Origin of the sequence: Xanthomonas bromi, assembly GCF_900092025.1 — a bacterium.
In the GTDB taxonomy this organism is placed as follows: Bacteria; Pseudomonadota; Gammaproteobacteria; order Xanthomonadales; family Xanthomonadaceae; genus Xanthomonas; species Xanthomonas bromi.
Map to the genome: position 1 here is coordinate 42,790 of NZ_FLTX01000040.1, position 24,583 is coordinate 67,372.

Sequence of the window (24,583 nt, forward strand, 5' to 3'; positions counted from 1 at the left end):
GGAGGCTTGCGCTCGTGGATCGCACGCAATCTGCCGCACTGCTGCATTCGCAGATGAGCGCGGATTCACCCTACACGCTACAGCGCAGGAGTGGCCCCGCTACAATAGCCGCCCACTTCGACCCTGCATGATGTGATGTCCGCGTCCGATGCGTTGCCCGCCATGATCCGCAGCCTGTTACCCCCTTGGAATCCGCAATGGCTGGCGATTGCGGTACCAACGGTCAAGATCGTGCTGATTCTGGCCGCTGCCGCGTTGGCACGGCTGCTGCTGCGGCGATTGTTGCGGCGCTTGTGCATGCGTTACAGCATGCCCGCCGAAATGACGATCGGCATCCGTCGCGTCGGCAGCTTCATCATTTCGGTCAGCGCCTTGTTGTTGGCGCTACGGGTCCTCGGCGTCCGGGCAGACACCTTATGGACCGCATTTACCGGATTTGCCGCCGTCGGCGCAGTCGCGTTCTTCGCTGCATGGAGCGTGCTGTCCAATATCTTCTGCACGTTCCTGATCATCACAACGCGCCCGTTTAGGCTACACGATCACATCGAGTTACTCGAAGGCGGCGACAAGCCGGGCTTGAAGGGGCGCGTGATCGATATCAACGTGATCTACACCACGCTGGAAGAAACTGGCGACCGTGCCGGCAGCGTCTTGCAAGTTCCCAATAGTCTGTTTTTCCAGCGCACGACGCGGCGCTGGCGCGAGACAAGCAGCTTCAACGCCAACTAGGCGCGAGCGACAAGACGCTGTGTGCAGGGACCATCTCGCCACTGGCAGAACCAGGCACGAAGGTGCAAACAAGCAAACGCCCTACCAATACAGCGGAGCGTCGCTGCAGCGCCCGCTTGCGATGGCGATGGCGATGGCGATGGCGCGCTCAGCGATAGCGGCCGCGCTGAGTTGAGCGTTGAGAAATCAACATCAACCATTCAACGCAGCTGACTATCCTTGCTGCCGCGACGGTTGTAGCCGCCTTGCGCCGCCTGCTCTATGTCGTGCGCTTCCTGGCAATTCACGCACAGGCGCACCCCGGGCACTGCCTTGCGGCGTGCCTCGGGAATCGGTGCCTCGCAGTCTTCGCAGTGCGTCAAACTCGGACCTTGATTCAGTTGACTGCGCGCACGCTTGATCCCGTCGTCGACAGTCGCATCGATCTGATCCTGCACCGCTCCATCACCCGCCCATCCGGTTGCCATGATCGCTACACCTCGCTGATCTGCACACAGATATGGTCATCGCGCAGGCAAATCCAAGCCGCGTGTGCACAGTACGCTCAAACCGAGTGCTCTAGCATTCAAATCAGCGCCACCTGTCGGCACGCACGGCAGGTAGCCAGGTAATCAGTCATCCGCACTCTCGAGGAACCGCAATGGAACAGCCCGTCCACCCGTTTTCCGAACTGTTCGCCCAGTTGGGCCTGCCCAGCGACGAAGCCAGTATTCGCAGCTTTATCGCCATCGCCGAGCACTCTCCGCTGGCGGGTGATATGCGCCTGGAAGAGGCGCCATTCTGGACGCCCGCGCAATCCCAGCTGTTGCGTGAAGAACGCCTCGACGATGCCGACTGGATTGTGACCATCGACCAGCTCAATATCGCCTTGCATACCACTGCCAACACTACCGGCGTCTGAGCGCAGTGCCGACATATGCAAGCCACGCTTGAGATCGTCTGCAGCTGGCATGCTTGCTGCGTTGATTGGCAGAACAAAAAAGGAGCGGCCACTGGCCGCTCCTTTGTGTGACGGGTGATGCAGCCAGGCAGCGAAGCGCGTGCCCGGCTACAGACGAAGCGTCAAGTCACTTTCTTGGCAATCGTCACGCCCAGCACGAACAGCAGGATGGCGATGATGATGCCGGCCCAGAACAGGAACTTGGCGATACCCATCGCAGCGCCGGCCATGCCGCCGAAGCCCAGCGCACCGGCAATCAGGCCGATAATTGCGAAAATGATGGCCCACTTGATCATGACGTTGTCTCCTCATCGGCACGGTGCCGTTGTTCGATCGCGTGCTTGCGACGTCGCGCCGCACGCCATGCACCGCACGCTACCCATTCGAATGTGCCGCAGTCGTGAATACGCCTGACACAGGCTGCAATACGTGCGTGACGTTCACAGGACCAGCACCATGACGACGCAGCCGCATGCGCTTGGTGGGAAGCGCATCGCAGCTCGGCACGGGGCCGCCCATCACACAGCAACGCCGCAACGTCGTCTTGTGCGGCGTCGTGCAAGCCACTCTGATCTCAGCCCGCGCACGCCGCACATGCGCCCCTTGCCATGCATCGACGCGCAGCGCACACGCTCTGCGTTCGTAGTCACTCAACTGCACCTGTGGATTGGCCAGCAGCTGTCGCATCGGCGATCATGCGTGCCTCGCAGAGCTCGATCGCCATGGACACGCTTCGCTACCTCACCGGCTATCCGCCCGCTGTCCTGGATCAGGTGCGCGAGCTGATCGCACAGGACAAGCTCGCCACCGCGCTGGCAAAGCGTTACCCGGACCGGCACGCGATCCGCACCGATCGCCATCTCTACGAGTACGTCAAGGCAATGAAGGAGCGCTACATGCGCTCATCGCCCACCTTGCATAAGGCGATGTACGACAACCATCTGCAGGTGGTGAAGCATGCACTGGGCACGCATACGGCGATTTCGCGCGTGCATGGCGGCCGCCTGAAAGCCAGCCGCGAGATTCGCATCGCCTCGGTGTTTCGCGACGCTCCGGAACCGTTCTTGCAGATGATCGTGGCGCATGAATTGGCGCATCTGAAGGAGGCCGATCACAACAAAGCCTTCTACCAGCTCTGCAACCACATGACGCCGGACTATCACCAACTGGAGTTCGATCTGCGCCTGTATCTGACCCAGTTGGCCCTGTCTGCCGATCGCTGATCGCACAGCGCGCGGGCACGGCTCAGGATGTGCGCATGCAGTTCTCTTCACTAGCGTCAGCTGCGCCGCCTGCGCCAGCGACACCCTGGCCTGCCGGTCACGCCAACGAACAAATGGCCAGGAACGCGCTGGTGTGGCCAGCAGCGCCATCGGATTGATGAACAAATTCATACACCCCCCCCTGCCGACGTGGTTTAAAATGTTGCAGCGCGACGTGATCGGACAAGATCTGTAAACGTCGCTTTTTTTTTGTTTCCCACTGCACGGGTGCATGCCCGGCTTCAGGGAAGGCACATCACGCAGCCCCGCGGAGCCTTCGATGCTTTTCGAAACCCTCGATACCACCGGCCACGAACAGGTGATTTTCTGTCACAACCGCGACGCCGGACTCAAAGCCATCATCGCCTTGCACAGCACGCGCCTTGGGCCAGCGCTGGGTGGCGTGCGGATGCGCCCCTATCCCAATAGCGAAGCGGCGCTCAACGACGCGCTTCGGCTGAGCCGCACCATGACCTACAAGAACGCGCTGGCCGGCTTGAATGTCGGTGGCGGCAAGGCGGTGATCATCGGCGACCCCAGGACCGACAAGACCGAAGCGCTGTTCCGCGCCTTCGGCCGGTTCGTCGATACCCTGGGCGGGCGCTATCTCACCTGCGAGGACGTCGGCACCGACGTCAGCGACATGGAACAGATCTACCTGGAGAGCGAGTACGTGACCGGCGTGCATCAGGTGCACCGCGGCTCCGGCGATCCCGCCCCGTTTACTGCCTATGGCGCGCTGCAGGCGCTGATGGCCTCGCTCAACCGCAAGCTCGGCCACGAAGAAGTCGGCAAGGCCAGCATCGCGATCCAGGGACTGGGCCATATCGGCATGGAGTTGGTGAAGCTGCTCAAGGAACGCGGCGCAAAACTCTATGTGGCCGATCTGAATCAGACGCTGGTGGACCGTGCAGTGGCCGAGTACGGCGCAGAAGCAGTGCGCCCGGATGAAATCCATCAGGTGTCGGCCGACGTGTTTGCCCCCTGCGCATTGGAAGGCGCCATTAACGAAGACACGCTGCCGCAGCTCAAGGCCAAGATCATCTGCGGCACCGCCAACAACCAGCTGGCCAGCACCGCCATTGGCGAAGAGCTGCACCGGCGCGGCATTTTGTATGCGCCCGATTACGTGGTGAATGCCGGTGGGGTGATGAATGTGTCGCTGGAAATCGACGGCTACAACCGCGAACGTGCGATGCGGCTGATCCGCAGCATTTATCACAATCTGGAAAAGGTCTTCGATCTGTCCACGCAGCAGGACGTTTCGCCGCAGCAGGCGGCCGATCAGATTGCCGAAGCGCGCATCGAGGCCATCAGCAAGCTCAAACTACCGCTGGGCCGCACTGCGCCGCGCTTCTTGCACAAGCTGCGCGGCGAGTGAAGCCCTGTCCAGGCACGCTGCCCGGACAGGGAAACATGGATCAGACAGATCCGGCGCCGATCAAAAATCGGCGCTGTAACGCAGGCTCAACGCGCGGTCGTCGCCGCGCTCGCCCACCCGCTGGTCGTAACCGAAACGCAGCTGGCTCTGCTGACCCAACGGCGCCGCTGCAGTGAACCCGAACAGACCGCCCGAGCGTGCCGGCTGCATGCCACGCAGCGGCGCCCACGCATCCACACCGACGAAGCTGGCATCGAGCATCAAGCCGTCGCTGCTCAGCGCCTGTTGCCATTCGGCATAACCGCCCCACTGGATACCGCGCCAGCGATACGCCGAGCGCACGCCCGCAAGTGCCTGCGTGCGCGATGAGGTATTCGCGTTGGCACGCAAGCCGAACCCATCGCCGCCGCTTTCGCGGAAGCCATCGCTGCGCAAACGCACGTAATCCAGGCCCATATACGGCGTCAGGCTTGCATGGGCACCGCCCCAGTGGTACCCGGTCTCCAGATTGCCGCTGAGATAATTGCCACTGTAGTCGCTGAAGGCGCTGCTGCGGTCTTCGCCCAATTGCAGAGTGCGCTCGATCTGACGATTGACGTTGCCAACGCCCAATTGGCCCAGCGTATAAGCAGCACCTAACCTCGTGCCCCAGTACAGCTGCGCCTGCACCTGACGATCGCGCCCGCGTGCACCGTCCAGATCGCCCAGACTGCTGGAGCGCGTTTCGCCGAACGCAAAACCCGTCACCGCACCGGAAGCCAGACGTAGATCGTTGCCCATCATCCAGCCGGAAGTGGCAAAGCCCGATGTGGTCGCACCGCCCTCGCCCGGCCCGCCAAGCGCCCGCTGCCAGTGACCAAACAGGCGCGGCTGTTGCGAGAGGCCATCGAAATGCGATGCCAATGCGCGGCGACCCAGATCGATGGTGTCGAACGTCATCGCAGCAGATTCGGCATGTGCACGACCGGACAGACTGCGCAGCGAATCGGCCGCCGCCTTGGCCGTCGGCGATTGCTGCAAGGCCGCTGCAGCGCGAATGAAGCCGCCGCTGAGTGCACCATTGCCCTGGAACTGCTGCGCATCCACCTTCTGGAACGCCTGCTCGACGCGAATGGCCGAATCCATCGATGCGGTGCCGATCGCGCCAAGCGATGCGGCGACCGCAGTGACATCCATGCGCTGCAGCGAGACATACGCAGTGTTGGCGTCGTAGCTGCGCGTCGCGGTCAGAAAGGTCACGGCCGGCCCGCTGCTTAGCGTATCGAACGTGCCTTGCAGACCATTGGTTGCTTGCAGCACCGCGTAGGTCGTGTTGTTGACGACGTAATCGCGCCGACCGAGCAATTGCAGGTCGCCTGCGATGGTCGCCGTGCCTGCAACATTCAAGCGGTCACCTACATTCACTGCGAGGCGTCCATTGCTGGCCTGGGTGTAATTGCCGGCAATGGATGCGGTCGCGCTATTGACCTGCAGCGTGCCGGCGTTATCGACCTGTCCACCGATCCTGCCCGCGCCGACCAGGCTCGCTCCATTGGCGATGCTCACACGCGCACTCTGCAAACTGGCAGTTTGCAAGGTGCCGCCGAGAACCTGGGTATCGCCGGTGAAGGTGTTGTCACTGCTGCTCAATACCAACGTGCCGGTGCCGCGCTTGGTCAGGCCACCGGTGCCACTGATGTCGTTGGCCCATGTCGAACGCAAGGTCGTGACGTCAACATCCACCGTGCCCCAATCGAAGCGCGCCGGCCCCAGCACTGCCTTGCCCACGTTGAGCAGGCCGTAGCCGAACACCGGGTCCACGCCCACATCACCAAGATCGGTGGCGGTTCCCAGCAAGGTCTGGCGCACCAGATCATTGTTGAAATACGGAAACGCCTGCCACACCAACGCAGCCGCACCGGAGACCAACGGCGCTGCGAACGAGGTGCCGCTGCCGTAGAAATAACGAATGTTGCTGGCGGTAGCGTCGGGATCAATGAACAGCGAGGTACCCGGCGCGACCAGGCAGTAGCGCATCGCCACACCACACGCATTGGAGTACGACGCCAGCTGCGTCGGGTTTGCGGTATCGACCGCGCCGACCACCAGCCAACCGCGCTCCAGATCGGCCGCAGGCAGTGTTCCATCCGGGCCGAGCTGACTGGGCAGCGCCGCAGTATCCGACGGCTGCGAGCGCGATTCATTGCCCGACGCGAACACCACCAGCCCATCATTGCCGATGATGAAAGGGTGGTACTCCTGCGCGATCTGATTGGTCACCGTCGGATCGTTCCAATACAGGCCACCCCACGAATTATTCATGATGCGCACGCCTGCGCTAATCAGATCGGCATGCACCGGCCCCAGACCAAGCGGGCCATCGACCTCATTGCCCTCGCCACTGCCGTCGTCCACCGGTACGCGGTCGCTGATGATGCGCGCAGACACCAGACCGGCGCCGGGGGCGATACCGCCCGGCCACTCACCGACCGCACGCCCGGTGGCCAGTTCGGCGACCACGGTGCCGTGCCCGACCACATCGCCCACCGCGGTGTTGTTGGTGCGTGGATCCACGTAGATGAAGCTGTCGCTGACGCGCCCCTGCAATGCAGGATGATTGGCATTGATGCCGGTATCGATGACGCCGATGCGATAACCGGCACCGGTGAAGCCGAGCGCCTGCGCCGCACGCGCGTTGGTCAATGCCAGATGCGCGTCGATCGCCGGCTCCGGTGACGTTGGCGTCGTCACCGGCGGCGGTGGCGGCGAGGTTGGCGGCGGAGGCGGTGGTGGCGAGGTCGGCGGCGGTGCGCCCGGGGCGCTTGTGCGAATACCACCCCCGCCCCCGCCGCCGCCACACGCGGTCAACGCAACAGCCAGCGCCGAGGCCAGCACAGTCCTGGCGACGTCTTTCTTCTTCATTGGTGTTCTCCCCGAACCCATTCCATGGATGGGGCCCGATCGGGCCCGAATAACGCTTTGCTTACTTTAATCGGAAAGCGCGCGCGCGGGCTATGCGTGCTGGCGCGGCGCGGCCATGAGGCAGATAATCGTTTCACTTTAAACGGTATCCGCTCATGTCCGACATCGTCATTGTTGCTGCCAAACGTACTGCCATCGGCTCGTTCCTCGGCCAATTCAACGCAGTGCCGGCCCCCATCCTCGCCGCCGCCGCAATCCAGGGCGCGCTCGCGCAGTCGGGCATCGCGCCGGCCGATGTGTCCGAAGTCATCGTCGGCTGCGTGCTGCCGGCCAATCTCGGCCAGGCACCTGCACGTCAGGCCGCGATCGCTGCAGGCATTCCCACCTCGACAGGTGCCACCACCATCAACAAGGTGTGCGGCTCGGGCATGAAGGCGATCATGTTCGGACATGACCTGATCAAGGCCGGCTCGGCCAGCATCGTGGTCGCCGGCGGCATGGAGTCGATGAGCAATGCGCCGCATCTGCTGCCCAACTCACGCACTGGCAACCGCTATGGCAATTTCCAGGCGGTCGATCACATGGCCTGGGATGGTCTGACCAACCCATACGATGGTCAGGCGATGGGCGTGTTCGGCGAAGCCACTGCCGAAAAGTTCGGCTTCAGCCGCGCCGATCAGGATGCGTTCGCCATCGCCTCGGTGGAACGCGCGCAGGCCGCGCAGCGCACTGGTGCGTTTGCCGACGAAATCGTTCCGGTGACGGTGACGACGCGCAAGGGCGAAATCGTCGTCGACAGCGATGAGCAGCCGGGCAAATCCGACGTGGCCAAGATTCCGACCTTGAAGCCGGCCTTCAAGAAGGACGGCAGCGTGACCGCGGCCAGTTCCTCGAGTATTTCCGATGGCGCGGCAATCACCGTGCTGATGCGCGCGGATGATGCACAACGCCGCGGCGCCACGCCGCTGGCACGCATCGTCGGCCATGTCACCCACTCGCAGGAACCCGCGTGGTTCACCACCGCGCCGGTCGCTGCGATCCAAGCGCTGATCGGCAAGATCGGCTGGCAATTGGACGAGGTGGATCTGTTCGAAATCAACGAAGCATTCGCCGTGGTCGCGATGACGCCGATCAAGCAACTGGGCATCCCCCACGACAAGGTCAATGTGCATGGTGGTGCCTGCGCATTGGGCCATCCGATCGGTGCATCGGGCGCGCGCTTGGTGGTGACATTGGTGAACGCGTTGCGCAGCCGCGGTGGCAAGCGCGGAATCGCGACACTGTGCATCGGTGGCGGCGAAGCGACTGCCATCGCTATCGAATTGATTTGAATGCTTTTAACGGCGATTTTGCAAAACTGAATGCGCGTGCGCTTGACACTCGTCTTGTGGCCGTCATCATGTCGGGGGCGCGCAATAGCGCGTTGCCTAATCTAACGACGAGGATTGAAACAATGACCATTAACAAGCTGCTGATCGCAATGGCTCTGGGCCTGGCCCTGACCGCTTGCTCGAAGCCGGAACAGGCTCAGGACGCTGCTGCTTCGGCTAACGAAGCTGCTGCCGACGCTCAGACCGCTGCCGACCAGGCTGCTGCCTCGGGCTCGCAGTCCGCTGACGCCGCTCAGTCTGCTGCCAACACCGCTGCTGCTTCGGCCGACACCGCTGCTGACGCTGCCCAGGCTGCTTCCGGCGCCGCCACCGACGCTGCTGCTGGCCAGGCTGCCGACGCTGCCAAGACGGCGGAAGACACCGCCAAGGCTGCTAAGGACACCGCAGAAGAAGCCAAGAAGTAATCACTTCTTGACTCCAAGCGAGTTCGGAAAAAGCCGCTGGTTTTCAGCGGCTTTTTCTTTGCCTGCAATTCACGCATTGCACGCCGTACCCGCAGACACGAAATTAAGAGCAACACGGAAGACGGCGCTTCTCCACCCGGCCGCTGAATGGCCGGCCGCGCATTGACGCAGACTGCATCGCCCCTTGCATAAGCTCCGGCTTCCAACACCGGAACAGGAACAGGACCACCCATGAAGACGATCCGCATGCTGTCGTTGAGCGCCATCGCCGCCCTTACCCTTGCTGCCTGTCAGGGCCCGGATGCCGAGCAGGCACGCCGCGATGCCGCTTCTGCCACCAAGCACGCCGCCGCCGCGACCGAACAGGCCGCCGACCGCGCCGCCGTGGAGGCGAAGGCCGCAACCGCCGATGCACGCGTGGCTGCACGCGAACTGGCCGCAGACGCCAGCCGCGCCACCGCCAATGCGGCCGATGCCACCGCCGAAAAGACGCGCGAAATGGCCAACAAGGCCGAACAGAACGCGGACAAACACGACGCCGAGCACGCGCAGCACTGAGTCCGGACACCTTCTACCGCATCCCGCAACGCGCCGGCCCTGTGCCGGCGCGCTTGTACCTGCAACCGATGACTCGTGTTGTCGAGGCAGGCAGGCTAGCATTCGCATATGCACTCTTCTTTTACATCGCGCCGGCGCAACCAGCTGGCGCTGATTTTTTCTGCGCTGATCTTTGTCGTCATCGGGATCGGCATCTTCGTCGGTGCCCGTCGCTCGCTGGCCGACGCCGCGCTGGTGTCGCACACGCATGAGGTGATCGGCCGTGTCGACGAGATCCAGGCGCACGTGCTCGATGCCGAATCGGCGCAGCGCGGCTTCCTGCTCACCGGCAACGAGGCCTACCTGCTGAACTACCAGACCAGTGTCGAACGTCTGCCGATCCTGCTCGAGAACCTGCGCCGCCTGATCGTCGACAACCCCGCACAGGAACAGCACCTAGCGCAGCTGCGACGGCTGGTGGAAACACGCCTGCAGCAGATTCAGCACGTGCTCGACGTGTATGCGCAAGGTGGGCTGGAGCCGGCACGGGCTGACATCCGGCAGAGCGCCTTCCGCACCACCAGCGCAATCCGGGAACAGGCCTCGACCATGGTGCAGCGCGAACAGGAACTGCTGGCGCAGCGCGCTGAAAGCAGCGGCCAGAGTGCCAACCTGTTGCTTGCGCTGGCACTGGCCGGCATTCCATTCGGACTGGTGGTGGTCGGCATGGTCTATGCGCTGTTGATGCGCGAACTGCGCCACCGTGCGCAGGCCGAACAAGTGGCAGCGCAGGCCAATCGCGAACTGGGCGAGAGCATCGACGCGCTGCAGCGGAGTACCGCCGATCTCAATCTGCTCAGCCGTTACACCGGCCTGCTGCAGAGTTGCATCAGCGCCGAAGAAGCGCTGATGGTCAGCAGCCGTACCCTGGCCAGCCTGCTGCCGGGCGTGGCGGGAAGCGTGTACTTGCTGCGCGCCTCGCAAGACCGTGCCGAGGCGATCAGCCACTGGGGCGAGCCGCTGGTGAAGAGTGCGCCGCATCTGTTGCCGGAACAGTGCTGGGCGCTGCGCCGCGGCCAGCCGCACTTGGTCGACGACCTGGACCGGGATGCGCTGTGTGCGCATATCCAGGAACGCGCGAGCGATGCGTCCGTCACCACGGCGTGCCTGCCGATGTCGGCGCAAGGCACCCAGCTCGGGTTTCTGTTCCTGTCTGCCGCCGGCCCGGGCCCGATGCCGCGACTGGAAATCGCGGAAGCGGCGGCCGAGCAGTTGTCGTTGGCGCTGAGCAACCTGCGCCTGCGCGAAACGCTGCGCCGGCAGTCGATCCGCGATGCGCTGACGGGGTTGTATAACCGCCGCTATCTCGAAGAATCGCTGAGCCACGAACTGGCGCGCTGCGCGCGGCGTGGCTTGCCGTTGTCGGTCTTGATGCTGGACGTGGACCATTTCAAACAGTTCAACGACAGCCAGGGCCATGCCGGCGGCGACCTGTTGCTGGCGGCACTGGGCGAATTGCTGCTGACCCGCCTGCGTGCCGAAGACGTGGCCTGCCGCTACGGCGGCGAGGAATTCACCGTGATCCTGCCCGAAGCCGATGGCGAGGAGGCCATGCGCGTGGCCGAGCAGATCCGCGGCTACATCGCCGCGCTGGCGGTCAGCGACGGTGTGCGCTCGTTGCCGAAGGTGACTGCCTCGATCGGCGTGGCCAGCTTTCCGGCCGATGGCGAGCAAGGCGCGAGCCTGATCCAGAAAGCCGATGCAGCGCTGTATCGCGCCAAGCATCGCGGACGCAATCGGGTGGAGCGACACGGCCCTGCCATGGGCACTGTGGACTGAGCACGCACGCCGTCCATCGCGGGATTGCGTAGTTCGTCACACAAAAGATCGAGTGGCGCAGCGATAGTCGGCCTCGACCCCTAAAGCGAGGCAGTGCGATGTCGATGTGGCGCGATCAAGGTCCCAACAAGAAAGACGGCGTTCCGGCCACCCCCGAGGTTCCTGCAGCAGATGGCCGGCTGTTCACTGCAGAGGCCAGCCCGGCGCCGCCGGTGCCCACCGCTGCCCCATCCAGCGTCACACCGACGGCGGCGGCACCGCAACGTCACAGCGAGGCGAAAGAGTCGCTGATCGCCGCCGACATCAGCATCGAAGGCAAGATCGAAGGCGCCGGCCATGTACGGCTGGCCGGCCGCTTCAAGGGCGATGTCAACGTCAAGGGCGATCTGACCATCGAACGCGGTGCCAAGCTCAACGGCGGCGTGCGCGCCAACAAGGTGATCATTGCCGGCGAGCTGGAGGGCAATATCGAATCTGCCGCGCAGGTCGAGCTGCAGACCTCCGGCGTATTGGTCGGCGACGTCAAGGCCGGCAGCCTCACGGTGGCATCGGGTGCGCGCATGCGCGGCCAGGCCGATTTCGGCTGGGGCGATGAAGGCGGCAAGCCCGCCACCGCCAGCAAACCGGTGGTCAGCGGAGACAGCGACGCCACATGAGTGCACTCCGCCCGGGCACGCCCGGTGCCACGCGCAGCTGCCCGCATTGCAAGGCGACGATCCTGGAAAGCGCCAGCGTCTGCCCTGCCTGCAAGCACCACCTGCGCTTCGATTCGGCGGCTGCGCAGCACGCGCAGCCGGCGCCGATTGTGCCGCTCAAGGTCGACGGCACCATCCGCCACCCGGCCGATGGCGATCCGTGGGAATACACGGTGGTGGTGGTGGTGCGTAACGGGAAGGGTGAGGAGATCCGTCGCCACGTCGTCGATGTCGGCGCGATGCACGGCGGCGAGGAACGCGGCTTCACCCTGGCGGTGGAAGCGACCGCCGTGCGTTCGCCTGGGCGGCGTACGCGGCATTAGGCGCTCGAGAGAACGATTGGTGGCCGTTATCCTGGGATTGGGAATTGGGGGTCGGCGGCGCGGAAGTAGCATGGAGGATGCAGCCCACCGTCTGCATTGATCTCAACATGCTGCGTGTTCCCGGCTACGTTCGATGCAAGCCAGACGATCTGTCGCGTCCCGCCGGATAACGGCGCAGCGCGCGTCACCTGAGCTACTTGGATCGCACATCTCCAGTCGATCGGGCACTGCCCGATACGCATCTGCGGTCCACTGCGCTTGTCGTACACCCGCACCGATGGATGCCATTCCCATTCTCAGGATCTGCACACCGGCTTGGCCAGAGTTGCCGGATGCGCAATGGCAACGACCACACCCCTCAAACACGCGGCGATCTGGTGGTGCTCGGGCCCGAGGGCCTGTATTGCCCGCAAGGCGACTTCCATATCGACCCATGGCGGCCGGTGCCGCGTGCGGTGATCACACACGGTCATGGCGATCACGCGCGCAGCGGCATGGGCGAGTACCACTGCACACGCGAGAGCCTGTCCATCCTGCAATGGCGCCTGGGCGAACAGGTCTATCACACGCATGCCGACGGCGAGGCGTTTCAGCTCGGGCGTGCGCACGTGTCGCTGCATCCGGCCGGACACGTGCTGGGCTCGGCGCAGGTGCGCATCGAAGTCGATGGCGAGGTCTGGGTGGCCTCCGGCGATTACAAGCGCCAACCCGACCCCACCTGCAAGCCGTTCGAAGTGGTGCCCTGCGACACGTTCATCACCGAGGCGACCTTCGGCCTGCCGGTGTATCGCTGGCCGGACACCTCGGAAGTGGCCGCCGATATCTCTGCCTGGCGCCGCGAATGCGCCGAGCGCGGCGAAGCGGCCATTCTGTATTGCTACGCGCTGGGCAAGGCGCAGCGCGTGCTGGCCGAATTACGCGCATGGGAAACGCAGCCGGCACTGCTGCACGGCGCGGTCGCGGTGGGGGTGGAGGTCTATCGCCAGGCCGGCGTCCCGATGCTGGACACCCAGCCGGTCAGCGAGCATGCACGCGGCGCCGACTACGCGGGACAGTTGGTCATCGCACCGCCATCGGCGGCCGGCAGCGCCTGGATCCGACGTTTCCGCAGCGCGCAACAAGGCTTTGCCTCCGGATGGATGCGCATCCGCGGCAATCGCCGTCGACGCAATTACGACCGCGGCTTTGTCGTCTCCGACCATGCCGACTGGCCGGACCTGCTACGCACCATCGAACAGACCGGCGCACAACGCGTGATCGCCACGCATGGCAATACCGATGCATTGATCCAACACCTGCGGGAACGCGGCGTCGCAGCGGAAGCCTTCCGCACCGATTTCGGAGCCGAGGAATGAATCCGCTGCCCGCACGCCGTTATGTCCGCGCGCGTCCGCGCATTCGCCTGAGCGGTGCGCTCGCGTTCCGCCGGGATGCGTTGGCGTTTTGCGTACATCGCAACGCACCGGCAGCCACCATCGGTCCACCGCGGCCGCAGCGGCGTCCACGCGTGCTCGCCGCGTTTACCCGACGCGCACTGGAGCTGCGTGCAGCCAACAAGCGCACACCGCTACAGGCGCTGCCGTGAAGCGCTTCGCGGCGCTGTACCGCACCCTGGATCGCAGTACCGGCACGCTCGACAAGCGCGCTGCACTGGTGGCGTATTTCCGCGATGCGCCGGCACTGGATGCGGCGTGGGCGTTGTACCTGCTGGCCGGTGGCAAGGTAGCCAGCGCGCGCATGCGTATTGCCAGCAGCGGCGAACTGCGGGAGTGGATCACCGACACCGCCGGGATTGCCGATTGGCTGGTGGCCGACAGCTACGACCACGTCGGCGATCTGGCCGAAACCCTGGCCCTGCTGCTGGACGATCCGATCACCGAAGCGACCGATCTGCCGTTGGCCGAGTGGATCGAACAGCGCCTGCTGCCGATCGCCAACCAAGACGTGGCCGTGCGCAAGGCCTGCATCGTGCAGGCGTGGCGCAGCCTGGCCTTCGACGAGCGCCTGGTGTTCAACAAGCTGCTGACCGGCGCGCTACGCGTGGGCGTGTCGCAGCGGCTCGTGCAGCAGGCGCTGGCCGAGTTGTCCGGCGTGGATATCGCGCGCATTGCGCAGCGCATGCTCGGCAGTTGGCGACCGCATCCGACCTATCTTGCCGAGCTGTTGACCAGCGAAGAACTGCCCGGCGACCGCCAGCAACCCTACCCGTTCTTTCTGGCATCGCCGCTGGAAGCCGAGGTCGAAACGTTAGGCGCCATCGACGACTGGCTGCTGGAATGGAAATGGGACGGCATTCGCCTGCAGCTGATTCGTCGCGCGGGCGAAGCAGCGTTGTGGTCGCGCGGCGAAGAACGCCTGGATGGACGTTTTCCGGAAATCGAACACGCTGCTCTGCAGTTGCCCGATGGCATCGTCATCGATGGCGAGCTGCTGGCCTGGCAACCGGAGCAGCCTCTGCCGATGCCGTTTACCGCGTTGCAGACGCGCATCCAGCGGCTCAAGCCCGGGCCCAAGACCTTGGCCGCAGCACCCGTACGCGTGGTGGCCTACGACCTGCTGGAACTGGACGGCGACGATCTGCGCGAGCGCCCGCTGCAAGAGCGGCGCGCCTTGCTTGAAGGCGTGCTTGCCACGCTCGCAGATCCGCGCATCATCGCCTCGCCGCTGGTGCAGGTCGGCGATTGGCAAGACGCAGCGCAGCTGCGCGTGGAAGCACGCGAACGCGGTGTGGAAGGACTGATGCTCAAGCGCGCCAGTTCGGTCTATCAATCCGGTCGCCGTCGCGGCGATTGGTGGAAGTGGAAGATCGACCCGCTCACCATCGATGCCGTGTTGTTGTACGCGCAAGCCGGCCACGGCCGACGCAGCACGCTCTATACCGACTACACTTTCGGGCTGTGGCATGAAGGGCAACTGGTGCCGATCGCCAAGGCGTATTCGGGCCTGGACGACAAGGAAATCCTGCAGCTGGATCGCTGGATCCGCGCCAACACCACCGAACGCTTTGGCCCGGTGCGCGCGGTCACGGCGCATCATGTGTTCGAGCTGGGCTTTGAAGCGGTGAACCGCAGCGCGCGGCACAAATCCGGCATTGCGGTGCGCTTCCCGCGCATACTGCGTTGGCGTCAGGACAAGCCGATGGCCGACGCCGATCACCTGAGCAGCCTGCAGGCACTGGCGCGGTGACAGCAGCGCAGCACACACGCGGCACGCCATTGCAGCAGTGGCGCGAGTGGTTCGCGCAGCGCGGCTGGACGCCGTTGCCGTTCCAACGCGATGTGTGGAAGCGCTATCTCGATGGCGAATCCGGCTTGCTGCACACGCCCACCGGCAGCGGCAAGACGCTGGCGGCGTTTGGCGGGCCGTTGCTGGAAGCACTGGCCGCGCGCGGGCGCACGGCACCGGCCAAGGCCAAGCCAGGCAAGCCCGCTGCACCTGCGCGCCGCCAGCAGCAACGCAATCTGCAGGTGTTGTGGATCACGCCGTTGCGCGCACTGGCCGCCGACACCGCACGCGCGCTGCGCGAGCCGGTGGACGCGTTGGGGCTGGATTGGCAGGTGGGCTTGCGCACCGGCGATGCCAGCGCACGCGACAAGCGATTGGCGCGCAGCGGCAAGCTCGATGTGCTGGTCACCACGCCCGAATCGCTGGCGTTGCTGCTTTCGTATCCGGACACGGCGCCACAGCTGTCGGCGCTGCGCTGCGTGATCGTCGACGAATGGCATGAGTTGCTGGGCAACAAGCGCGGCGTGCTGCTGCAGCTATGTCTTGCTCGCTTGCGCGGCTGGACGCCACACCTGCGCATCTGGGGATTGTCGGCAACGCTGGGCAATTTGTCGCAGGCCCGCGATGTGCTGCTACCGCATCGCCCCGAGGCGGCGCTGGTCTCCGGCGTCAAACCGCGCACGATGACGCTGGAAACCTTGTTGCCGGACAGCGGCGAGCGGTTCCCGTGGGCGGGGCATCTTGGTCTGGCACAACTGGCGCGCGTGCTGCAGAAGATCATGCAGCAGCGCACCAGCCTGGTATTCACCAACACGCGTGCACAAGCCGAGTTGTGGCACCAGGCCTTGAGTGCGGTATGGCCGGAGGATCTGGCAACGCTGGCGCTGCATCACGGCTCGCTGGATCCAACGCTACGCGCAGCCGCCGAACGTGGGCTGGCCGACGGTAGCCTGCGCTGTGTGGTGGCCACCTCCAGCCTGGATCTGGGCGTGGATTTTCCGGCCGTGGATCAGGTGCTGCAGATCGGCAGCCCGAAAGGTATCGCGCGCCTGCTGCAACGCGCCGGCCGCGCGCGCCATCGTCCCGGCGAATCCGGCCACGTGGTGTGCGTGCCCTCGCATGCGCTGGAACTGGTCGAATATGCGGCGGCACGGCGCGCGCTGGTGCACGGTCATATCGAAGCGCGGCCACCACCGCGGTTGTCGCTGGACGTGTTGGCGCAGCACTGCGTCACGCTCGCCCTCGGCGGCGGCTTCCATGCCGATGCCTTGTTCGAACAAGTGCGCGGCACCGATGCCTTCGCTACACTGGAAAAAACCACCTGGAACGCGGTGCTGGATTTCATCGTGCAAGGTGGCAGCGCCTTGGCGCATTACCCGGACTTCCACAAAGTGGTTCGTGACGACGACGGCATGTACCGCGTGATCGACCGGCGCGTCGCGCTCCGGCATCGGCTGTCCATCGGCACGATCACCAGCGACGGCAGCGTGCGCGTGCAATTCCTGCGCGGCGGGCGGCTGGGCGCGGTGGAAGAACAGTTCATCGGCCGCCTGCGACGCGGCGACCGCTTTCAGTTCGCCGGCCGCTTGCTGGAACTGGTGCGCCTGGAAGACATGACCGCCTACGTGCGCGTGGCCAAGGGCGGCAGTGGCGTGGTGCCGAAATGGATGGGCGGACGCATGCCGTTGTCGTCGGCACTGGGGCGCGAGGTGGAAGCGGTGTTCGCGGATCCCGGCGATGCGCCGGAGATGCAGGCCTTGGCGCCGTTGCTGCACCTGCAGGCCTCACTGTCTTCGCTGCCGGGGCCGGATCATCTGCTGGTGGAAAGCATCAAGGCGCGCGACGGCCGGCATGTCTTCGTGTATCCGTTCGCCGGCCGGCAGGTCAACGAAGGACTGGCCGCGTTGCTCGCGGCACGTTGGGGACGACGCCAACGCAATACGTTTAGCTTCGCTGCCAACGATTACGGCTTTGTGCTGTCGCCGGCGCAGGATGTCGAGATCGATGCCGGTGTGCTGCAGAGCTTGCTGTCGCCGGTGAGCCTGTTCGACGATCTGCGCGACAGCCTCAATCTAGGCGAGTTGGCGCGCCGGCAGTTCCGCGAGATCGCGCGTGTGGCCGGCTTGTTGTCGCCGTCGTTGCCGGGCCGTGCGCCGCGCAGCCTGCGTCAGCTGCAGGCCTCCAGCGGGTTGTTGTACGACGTGTTGCAGCGTTTCGACCCCGATCATCTGCTGCTCGCCCAGGCCGAACGCGAAGTGTTCGAAGGCCAGCTCGAACTGGCGCGGCTTGCCCATGCCCTGGACGATTGCGCGCGCCGCGAGCTGCGCCTGTGCACGCCACGCAGCCTCACCCCGTTGTCGTTTCCGCTCTGGGCCGAACGCGTGCGCGGGCAACTGAGCACCGAAGACTGGAAGGCGCGCGTGTTGCGCGCTGCCGAACAACTGGAGCGCAAGCATGGGCGATAGCGTGCAGCTGCAGCTGGCTGGCGAAACCGTGGAATTGCTCGGCGAACGTGCGTTGTACCGCCCGAAGCAACGTGCGCTGTTGATCGCCGATCTGCACCTGGGCAAGGCCGACGTATTCCGCCGTGCCGGCATCGGCTTGCCGGCCGGCGGTACCGCGCACGATCTGGAGCGGCTGGATGCGTTGCTGCAACAACGCGATGTCCAGGCGCTGTGGATCCTGGGCGACCTGCTGCACGGCCCGGCACCGCGCGCCGCCTGGCACCGCCGCTGGAGCGCATGGCGCGAGCAACATTGCGCATTGCGCGTGATCGCCATCCGCGGCAATCACGACCGCGCACTGGCCGGTGCGGATCTGCACATCGAAGCGGCCGGCGAACAGGTCGAAGATGGGCCCTTCGTGCTGCGCCACGACCCGTTGCCGCATCCCACCGGCCACGTGCTGTGCGGGCACCTTCACCCGCTGGCGAAGCTGCCGGGGCTGTCGCGGCGCTGGCCGGCGTTCTGGTTGCGCGAACGCGTCACCATCCTGCCGGCCTTCTCGCAATTCACGGCAGGCATCGTGCCAACGCTGAGCGGAGGCGAGCGCCTGGTCGCCTGCGTGGAAGGCGATGCGATGGCGTTGCCGGTGCGTTAGCCAGCACCGCAAACGCGCTGGCTGACGCTTCGGCCAAACGCGGCTCTACGCGGTCGCTTCGGCGTTATCGTCTGCCACGTGCACAACCGGTTGCGCTAACGCATCCACGAATTCCGGCGCCAACGCCAACTTGCCGAACCAGCCATGCTGGGTGCCGCTGAGCACGCGCAGCATGTGCCCGCGTCCACCCGGCACGCGTCCCATCGGGCGTAGCAACAGATCGCGGCCGTGTGCCCAGAGATCGCGTTCGGACTGGAACAACGGCGTCAGCCAGCGGCTCCAGCGGTGATAGATCGCCACATGCGCCTGGCGTTCGCGCTGGTAGCGCTGCAAGGCATCGTCCAGATCGGTGCCTGCACGCAAGGCGTCGCGCATCGCCAATGCATCCAGCAGCGCCATGTTCACGCCCTGCCCCAATTGCGGGCTCATCGCATGCGCGGCATCGCCGGCCAGCACGAAGCGGCCGCGATGCCAACGCGACACCACCGCATCGCGATAACTCGCGCGTGCCAATGCACCATGCACCTGCACCGTGGCAAGAAGCGCGTGCGCCTCCGGCCACATCTGCGCCACCTCATCGCGCCAGGCGGCCATACCGCGCTGTTCCCAGGCAACGAAATCGCTGCACGGCAGGCTCCAGAAAAAACTCAGCCGCGGCGTGTCGTCACCCGGGCGCGTGCCCACCGGCAGCAGTCCGATCATTTTGCGTGCGCCGATATAGCGCTGGCGCAATTCGTCCACGAATGGCCAGTCTTCGCGCGGCAACAGACACCACAGCGCACCCCACGGGTACACGCGATCCAGCCGCGTTCCCTGCGCCTGCGCGCGCAACGTGGACGCCGAGCCATCGGCGGCAATGATCAGATCGTAGGGGCCATGCCATTGCCCGCGTTGATCCTGCACACGCACGCCGTCGTGATCGATGGCGCTGATCTGCGTCTCCACATGCAGCTGCGCGTGCTGCGGCCAGGCCTCGCGCAGCAGCGTAAACAAGGCGCCGCGCTGCATGCCCACACCCATCAGGCGCGCACCCAGATCGCGATACTGCATGTCCATCACTGCGCGCCCGCAGGGCGTGTCGCCATACAAACGGCGCACTGGTGCGCCATGCGCGAGCGCCTGCGGCAGCACCCCCATGTTCCAGAGCACCTGCAGGCCGCTGGGCTGCAGCAGAAAGCCTGCGCCTACCGGCCCGGGCGCGGCTGCGCGCTCGAACACCTCCAGGTGATGCCCATCGGCCCCCAGCAGCACGGCCAATGCCTGCCCCGCCGTTCCGTAGCCCACTACCGCAATACGTAATGCTCGTTGCATCGTCCCTGCTCTGTCTCGCCACCACTGGCCGCGCTCACCTGCGCAAAAAAACCCCGCCGTGGCGGGGTTCTTCAACCGCACAATCGAGTCAACTTACTCGACCGGCGTGATGTTCGAAGCCTGGGCACCCTTGGGGCCCTGGGTCACGTCATAACTGACGCGCTGGCCTTCCTGCAGGCTGCGGAAGCCCTTGGAATTGATCGCGGAGAAGTGCGCGAAGACATCGGCGCTGCCGTCCTCCGGTGAGATGAAGCCAAATCCCTTGGCGTCGTTGAACCACTTGACGGTACCGTTCGGCATGGTGATGCGAGACCTTTGCAATAATTAATGGGTGGTGTACGGCGTGCGTACGCGCCGAGTATGCAAAGCTTATGCCCCGATGACAATCACCCGCGTGCAAGTTCGCCGATCAGCTCGGGCAAGCCGGACGACGCCGCATCGACGTTGGCCAACACCTCGGCCATGGTGATTTCCTGCGCGTCGCCACAGCCGGCCGCCCAGTTGGCCACAATCGCCAAACACGCATATTCCAGGCCTTTTTCACGCGCCAGGCCGGCTTCAGGCATGCCGGTCATGCCCACCAAATCGCAGCCATCGCGACGCATGCGGGCGATCTCTGCAATCGTTTCCAGCCGTGGTCCTTGCGTTGCACCATAGCAACCGCCGGCCACCATCGTGACGCCGGTCACTTTGGCTGCCGCAATGACCTTGCTGCGAAACATCGGCGAGTACGGATGGCCGAAATCCACGTGCTGCACCTCACTGCCCGGCTCTTCGCAGAAGGTGGAGACGCGGCCCCAGGTGTAATCGATCAGTTGATCCGGGCAGGCCAGCACGCGCGGTCCGAATTGTTCGGTGATGCCGCCCACGGTGTTGAGCGCGAGCACACGCGCGGCACCGATTTGCTGCAATGCAGCGATGTTTGCGCGGTAATTGACCTTGTGCGGCGGCAGCGAATGGCCTTCGCCATGGCGTGCCAGGAAGGCGACCCGGTGGCCGAGCAACATGCCGACGCGGATCGGCCCGGACGGCGCGCCGTAGGGCGTCTCGATCTCGTGCGACTGCACATCATCCAATTGCGCGAGCTTGTAGACACCAGTGCCGCCGATGACGGCCAATGCGATGGAATTTGCGGACACAACCGACCTCTGCAACAAATCAACGAAAGTGCGCGCAGCATGGCGCGCTCGACAGCTCGCCTGACTGCGAGCGTAAAAAACTGCGTGCTACTGCTTCATCGCATAGATGGCGGGGATACCGCGCAGTTGCTCATTGACGTCCATGCCGAACCCGAACACGTAACGGTCGGCCACTTCCACGCCCACGTAATCGGCAGTCACGCCCGGCACGCAACGGTCATGACGCTTGACGGTCAGCACCGCCACGCGCACGTCGGTAGCGCCCTGCTCCAGGCACCATTGGCGCACGCCCTGCAGGGTGTAACCCTCGTCGAGAATGTCGTCGACCAGGATCACGCGGCGGCCGAACAGCGCGGTGGCCGGGCGGTGCTTCCACACCAGCTCGCCACCGGTGGTTTCGCCGCGGTAGCGGGTGGCATGCAGGTAATCGAACTGCAGGTCCTGGCCGCGCGCGCCCAACTCCAGCGCCAGTTGGCCGGAGAACGGCAGCGCGCCATGCATGATGGTGAGATACACCGGCACTTCGCCGACATAGTCGCGTGCGATCGCACCGGCAATGGTGGCGACGGCGGCATCGATGGCTGGACGGTCGACCAGCAGATCGGCTTGGGCCAGGGCCTGGGAAATGGTGAGCGTGGACATCAGGCAGTTGTTCCGAAATGGGCGGAAAGAGGAGTGGTGAATGAGGCATCGGTACCGGCCAGCAGGCCATCCCAGCCCAGTGCGCCGCGGCCGATGAGGCCGATCAATGCGGCGGTATTGAGGTTGCGGCCCTGCACGGCCTGCAGCGATTCGGCGACCAGTTCCGGATGGCAGACCAGCACCACGTCGCAACCGGCATCCAGGTGCGCATGCACCCGGCCCGCCACGCCGCCGGCACTGAACGAGGCCGCCATGCCGATGTCGTCGGAAAAGACCACGCCGCGAAAGCCCATCTGGCCGCGCAGGATCTGTTCGATCCAGCGCTGCGAATAGCCGGCAGGTTCCGGGGCGACCTGCGGGTAGACCACATGCGCCATCATCACCGCGTCGGCACCGGCCTCGATCCCAGCCACGAACGGCACCAGGTCTTCGGCCTGCAGCGCCTCCAGCGGCCGGGGGTCGCTGGCGTGATCGACATGGGTGTCTTCCAGCACGGTGCCGTGGCCGGGGAAATGCTTGAGCGTGGCGGCCATGCCGGCACCGTGCAGGGCCTGCACATAGGCGCGGGTGAAGGTGCCCACGATGTGCGGGTCGTCGCTGAAGGCGCGGTCGCCGATGGCGCGGTTGCCACGGCCCAGGTCTACCACCGGCGCGAAGCTCAGGTCCACGCCGCTGGCGCGCACCTCGCTGGCCATCAATTGCGCATGCGCGCGCGCAGCGGCCAATGCGCCTTCGGGGTCCTGCGCGTAGTGCGCACCGAAGCTCTGCAACGGCGCCAGCGCGCTGAACCCTTCGCGAAACCGCTGCACGCGCCCACCTTCCTGGTCCACGCAGATCAGCACCGGGCGTGGCGTGGCGGCACGAATCGAGGCCGACAGCTCGGCCACCTGGGTGCGCGAGGCGAAGTTGCGCTTGAACAGCACCACGCCGGCCACCGCATCGTGCTGCAGCCAATCGCGTTCCTGTGCGCTGAGTTCGGTACCGGCAACGCCGATCAGAAGCATGTTGGGGACTCCCGGGCCAGGCGCCGTGGTGGCGCAGCGCGGCATTGTCGCAGATGCGCGTGGCAGCGTCAGATTGCGCATTCAGCTGCGTTCGCCCTCCGCCGTTTCGGGCAGGCTTACAGCACCTCGAGATGGGCCCGCCAGTGCGCGGCCTGGGCCTGCACCTCAGCCAATATCTCCGGAGCCATGCTATCGAGCTGCCGATACGGCATCGCCAGGCGCTCGTTCGTCCCTAGCAGCGGGCGCTGCCGCTGCAGAAAATCCCAATACAGCGCGTTGTACGGGCAGGCGTTCGCGCCGACCCGCAGCTTGCGCTGGTACCGGCAGCCACTGCAGTAATCGCTCATGCGATCGATATAGGCCGCCCCGCTGATATACGGTTTACTGCCGAGCAGGCCGCCATCGGCGAACTGGCTCATGCCCAGGGTATTGGGCAGCTCCACCCACTCGAAGGCGTCGATGTAAACCCCCAGGTACCAGCGATGCAGCGCCTGCGGGTCCAATCCCGCCAGCAGCGCGAAATTGCCGATCACCATCAGCCGCTGGATGTGATGCGCGTGCGCGTTAGCCAACGAATTGCCGACCGCATCGGCCAGGCAACGCATGCCGACCTGCCCATCCCAGAACCAGTGCGGCAGCGGTGCATGCTGATCGAGGCGATTCACCTGCGCGTAGCCGGGCATCTGCGACCAGTACACACCGCGCACGTATTCGCGCCAACCCAGAATCTGTCGGATGAAGCCTTCCACCGCCGCCAGCGGCGCATGCCCTTGCCGCCACGCATCTTCGGCGCGCGCGATCACTTCGCGTGGGTGCAGCATCTTGACGTTGAGTGCGAACGACAGCAGCGAATGGAACAGACGCGGGCTGCGCGTGCTCATCGCATCTTCGTAACGGCCGAAATCCGGCAACGCGTGCGCGATGAATGCATCCAGATGCTGCAAGGCTTCTGCACGATCCAGCGGCCACGGCAGGGCCTGCGCATTCGATGCACCGAAGCTGCGCACGCCGGCGGCTTCGATCGTGTGCCAGAGCGCAGTGTGATCATGCCTCGCCCGCCAATCCGGCGGCGCAGGCGGGTCGCCCGGCCAGGGCGCGCGATTGTCGTGATCGAAATTCCAGCGCCCGCCCTCCGGTTGCCCGGCGGCATCGAGCAGGATGCGATGGCGCCGGCGCAGATGCCGATAGAACACTTCCATGCGCCACGGGGTCCCGGCACGGAAACATGCGGCAACTTCATTGCGCTCGGTCAGAAAATGTTCGCTGTCGACCATGTGCGTCGCGAAGGGCTGCGCAGCACTCCAGTGTTGCAGCGCTTCATCCAGCCGCCACTCGCCCGGGGCCTGATACTCCAGCCGTTGCGCACGGTAGTGCGCCATCAGCGCATCGAGGTTATGCGGAATCGATTGCCGGTTGCTGGCGTTGTCGATCGTCACATAGCGCACCCGATGCCCGGCCTGCCGCAAGCCTGCAGCGAACGCGCGCATCGCCGCGAAGATCGCCAGGATCTTCTGCGCGTGATGCAGCACGTAGTCGGTTTCCTCGCGCACCTCCATCAGCACATAGACCACACCGGCGTCGCGCGTCGCAAACCAGCTGTGCTGCGGATTGAGTTGGTCGCCCAGAATCAAGCGCAACGTATGGGCCGGCGTTTGCTGGGTGGTTTCTGTTGTAGATGCGCTGGAATCATGCATCGGCGCGGCGCTCGATCATGCTGGATGCACAGGCGCGCACGTGCTGCGACACTGCGTCGGCAAGCGT

General features: G+C 64.9%; 24 protein-coding genes. 15 read left to right on the forward strand and 9 right to left on the reverse strand.

What is annotated here, in order from left to right; translation table 11 throughout:
- Positions 1-135: 135 nt before the first annotated feature.
- Positions 136-729 carry a mechanosensitive ion channel domain-containing protein gene (locus XBLMG947_RS13135; protein WP_065469121.1) on the forward strand — a complete coding sequence of 198 codons (594 nt, stop codon included), beginning with the start codon at positions 136-138 and terminating at the stop codon, positions 727-729.
- A gap of 200 nt (positions 730-929) precedes the next feature.
- On the opposite strand, the gene XBLMG947_RS13140 is transcribed toward XBLMG947_RS13135, so the two are convergent.
- Positions 930-1,196, reverse strand: coding sequence for a DksA/TraR family C4-type zinc finger protein (locus XBLMG947_RS13140; protein WP_065469122.1), 267 nt, complete (start codon positions 1,194-1,196; stop codon positions 930-932).
- Between the two features lie 173 nt (positions 1,197-1,369).
- Between XBLMG947_RS13140 and XBLMG947_RS13145 the strand changes: the two genes are divergently transcribed.
- Positions 1,370-1,630: a DUF2789 domain-containing protein gene (locus tag XBLMG947_RS13145; RefSeq protein WP_065469123.1), complete on the forward strand. Its 261-nt coding sequence runs from the start codon at positions 1,370-1,372 to the stop codon at positions 1,628-1,630.
- A gap of 161 nt (positions 1,631-1,791) precedes the next feature.
- Here XBLMG947_RS13145 and XBLMG947_RS13150 read toward each other — a convergent pair whose 3' ends face one another.
- Positions 1,792-1,965, reverse strand: a complete 174-nt coding sequence (locus tag XBLMG947_RS13150) for a DUF1328 domain-containing protein (protein ID WP_065469124.1) — start codon at positions 1,963-1,965, stop codon at positions 1,792-1,794.
- A gap of 312 nt (positions 1,966-2,277) precedes the next feature.
- Between XBLMG947_RS13150 and XBLMG947_RS13155 the strand changes: the two genes are divergently transcribed.
- Positions 2,278-2,892: a YgjP-like metallopeptidase domain-containing protein gene (locus XBLMG947_RS13155; protein ID WP_181093232.1), complete on the forward strand. Its 615-nt coding sequence runs from the start codon at positions 2,278-2,280 to the stop codon at positions 2,890-2,892.
- Positions 2,893-3,211: 319 nt separating this feature from the next.
- Positions 3,212-4,312 (forward strand): Glu/Leu/Phe/Val dehydrogenase dimerization domain-containing protein, encoded by a 1,101-nt coding sequence (locus tag XBLMG947_RS13160; protein WP_065469126.1) that lies wholly within the window; start codon positions 3,212-3,214, stop codon positions 4,310-4,312.
- 60 nt (positions 4,313-4,372) lie between these two features.
- Here XBLMG947_RS13160 and XBLMG947_RS13165 read toward each other — a convergent pair whose 3' ends face one another.
- Complete coding sequence (locus tag XBLMG947_RS13165) at positions 4,373-7,213, reverse strand: autotransporter serine protease (RefSeq protein ID WP_065469127.1); 2,841 nt, start codon at positions 7,211-7,213, stop codon at positions 4,373-4,375.
- Positions 7,214-7,368: 155 nt separating this feature from the next.
- On the opposite strand from XBLMG947_RS13165, the gene XBLMG947_RS13170 reads away from it, so the two are divergent.
- The 11 genes from XBLMG947_RS13170 to pdeM all read left to right on the forward strand — a co-directional run bounded on the left by XBLMG947_RS13170 (position 7,369) and on the right by pdeM (position 18,726).
- On the forward strand, positions 7,369-8,544 hold the full coding sequence (locus tag XBLMG947_RS13170) for a thiolase family protein (RefSeq protein WP_065469128.1): 1,176 nt from the start codon (positions 7,369-7,371) through the stop codon (positions 8,542-8,544).
- A gap of 122 nt (positions 8,545-8,666) precedes the next feature.
- Positions 8,667-9,008, forward strand: coding sequence for a hypothetical protein (locus tag XBLMG947_RS13175; protein ID WP_065469129.1), 342 nt, complete (start codon positions 8,667-8,669; stop codon positions 9,006-9,008).
- A gap of 231 nt (positions 9,009-9,239) precedes the next feature.
- A complete protein-coding gene (locus tag XBLMG947_RS13180) occupies positions 9,240-9,566 on the forward strand; it encodes an XAC1346 family secretion chaperone (RefSeq protein WP_065469130.1) in 327 nt (108 codons plus the stop codon).
- A 108-nt stretch (positions 9,567-9,674) separates the two neighbouring features.
- Positions 9,675-11,384, forward strand: a complete 1,710-nt coding sequence (locus tag XBLMG947_RS13185; RefSeq protein ID WP_065469131.1) for a diguanylate cyclase — start codon at positions 9,675-9,677, stop codon at positions 11,382-11,384.
- Between the two features lie 98 nt (positions 11,385-11,482).
- Positions 11,483-12,040 carry a bactofilin family protein gene (locus XBLMG947_RS13190; RefSeq protein ID WP_065469132.1) on the forward strand — a complete coding sequence of 186 codons (558 nt, stop codon included), beginning with the start codon at positions 11,483-11,485 and terminating at the stop codon, positions 12,038-12,040.
- Positions 12,037-12,402 carry a hypothetical protein gene (locus tag XBLMG947_RS22680; protein ID WP_065469133.1) on the forward strand — a complete coding sequence of 122 codons (366 nt, stop codon included), beginning with the start codon at positions 12,037-12,039 and terminating at the stop codon, positions 12,400-12,402. Before XBLMG947_RS13190 ends, XBLMG947_RS22680 begins: the two co-directional genes overlap by 4 nt.
- A gap of 332 nt (positions 12,403-12,734) precedes the next feature.
- The gene (locus tag XBLMG947_RS13200; protein WP_065469134.1) at positions 12,735-13,757 is read left to right on the forward strand and encodes a ligase-associated DNA damage response exonuclease; all 1,023 of its coding nucleotides are present in this window, start codon (positions 12,735-12,737) and stop codon (positions 13,755-13,757) included.
- Positions 13,754-13,987: a hypothetical protein gene (locus tag XBLMG947_RS13205; protein WP_065469135.1), complete on the forward strand. Its 234-nt coding sequence runs from the start codon at positions 13,754-13,756 to the stop codon at positions 13,985-13,987. The genes XBLMG947_RS13200 and XBLMG947_RS13205 overlap by 4 nt, the downstream gene beginning before the upstream one ends.
- Entirely contained in the window at positions 13,984-15,588 is a 1,605-nt protein-coding gene (locus XBLMG947_RS13210; RefSeq protein WP_065469136.1) for an ATP-dependent DNA ligase, read from the forward strand. The genes XBLMG947_RS13205 and XBLMG947_RS13210 overlap by 4 nt, the downstream gene beginning before the upstream one ends.
- On the forward strand, positions 15,585-18,092 hold the full coding sequence (locus tag XBLMG947_RS13215; RefSeq protein WP_065469137.1) for a ligase-associated DNA damage response DEXH box helicase: 2,508 nt from the start codon (positions 15,585-15,587) through the stop codon (positions 18,090-18,092). The genes XBLMG947_RS13210 and XBLMG947_RS13215 overlap by 4 nt, the downstream gene beginning before the upstream one ends.
- On the forward strand, positions 18,082-18,726 hold the full coding sequence (gene pdeM / locus XBLMG947_RS13220; RefSeq protein ID WP_065469138.1) for a ligase-associated DNA damage response endonuclease PdeM: 645 nt from the start codon (positions 18,082-18,084) through the stop codon (positions 18,724-18,726). The genes XBLMG947_RS13215 and pdeM overlap by 11 nt, the downstream gene beginning before the upstream one ends.
- A gap of 45 nt (positions 18,727-18,771) precedes the next feature.
- Here the strand turns inward: pdeM and XBLMG947_RS13225 are convergent, their stop codons facing one another.
- From XBLMG947_RS13225 to XBLMG947_RS13250, 6 genes are all read right to left on the reverse strand, one after another.
- Positions 18,772-20,037 (reverse strand): FAD-dependent oxidoreductase, encoded by a 1,266-nt coding sequence (locus tag XBLMG947_RS13225; RefSeq protein WP_065469139.1) that lies wholly within the window; start codon positions 20,035-20,037, stop codon positions 18,772-18,774.
- 93 nt (positions 20,038-20,130) lie between these two features.
- On the reverse strand, positions 20,131-20,337 hold the full coding sequence (gene cspE, locus XBLMG947_RS13230) for a transcription antiterminator/RNA stability regulator CspE (protein WP_003488188.1): 207 nt from the start codon (positions 20,335-20,337) through the stop codon (positions 20,131-20,133).
- 86 nt (positions 20,338-20,423) lie between these two features.
- Positions 20,424-21,176: an S-methyl-5'-thioinosine phosphorylase gene (locus XBLMG947_RS13235; protein ID WP_065469140.1), complete on the reverse strand. Its 753-nt coding sequence runs from the start codon at positions 21,174-21,176 to the stop codon at positions 20,424-20,426.
- Positions 21,177-21,263: 87 nt separating this feature from the next.
- Positions 21,264-21,818, reverse strand: coding sequence for a hypoxanthine-guanine phosphoribosyltransferase (locus XBLMG947_RS13240; protein ID WP_065469141.1), 555 nt, complete (start codon positions 21,816-21,818; stop codon positions 21,264-21,266).
- Positions 21,818-22,822 carry a beta-N-acetylhexosaminidase gene (gene nagZ, locus XBLMG947_RS13245; protein ID WP_065469142.1) on the reverse strand — a complete coding sequence of 335 codons (1,005 nt, stop codon included), beginning with the start codon at positions 22,820-22,822 and terminating at the stop codon, positions 21,818-21,820. Before nagZ ends, XBLMG947_RS13240 begins: the two co-directional genes overlap by 1 nt.
- Positions 22,823-22,938: 116 nt before the next feature.
- Positions 22,939-24,516 (reverse strand): cryptochrome/photolyase family protein, encoded by a 1,578-nt coding sequence (locus XBLMG947_RS13250; protein WP_065469143.1) that lies wholly within the window; start codon positions 24,514-24,516, stop codon positions 22,939-22,941.
- Positions 24,517-24,583 lie beyond the last annotated feature (67 nt).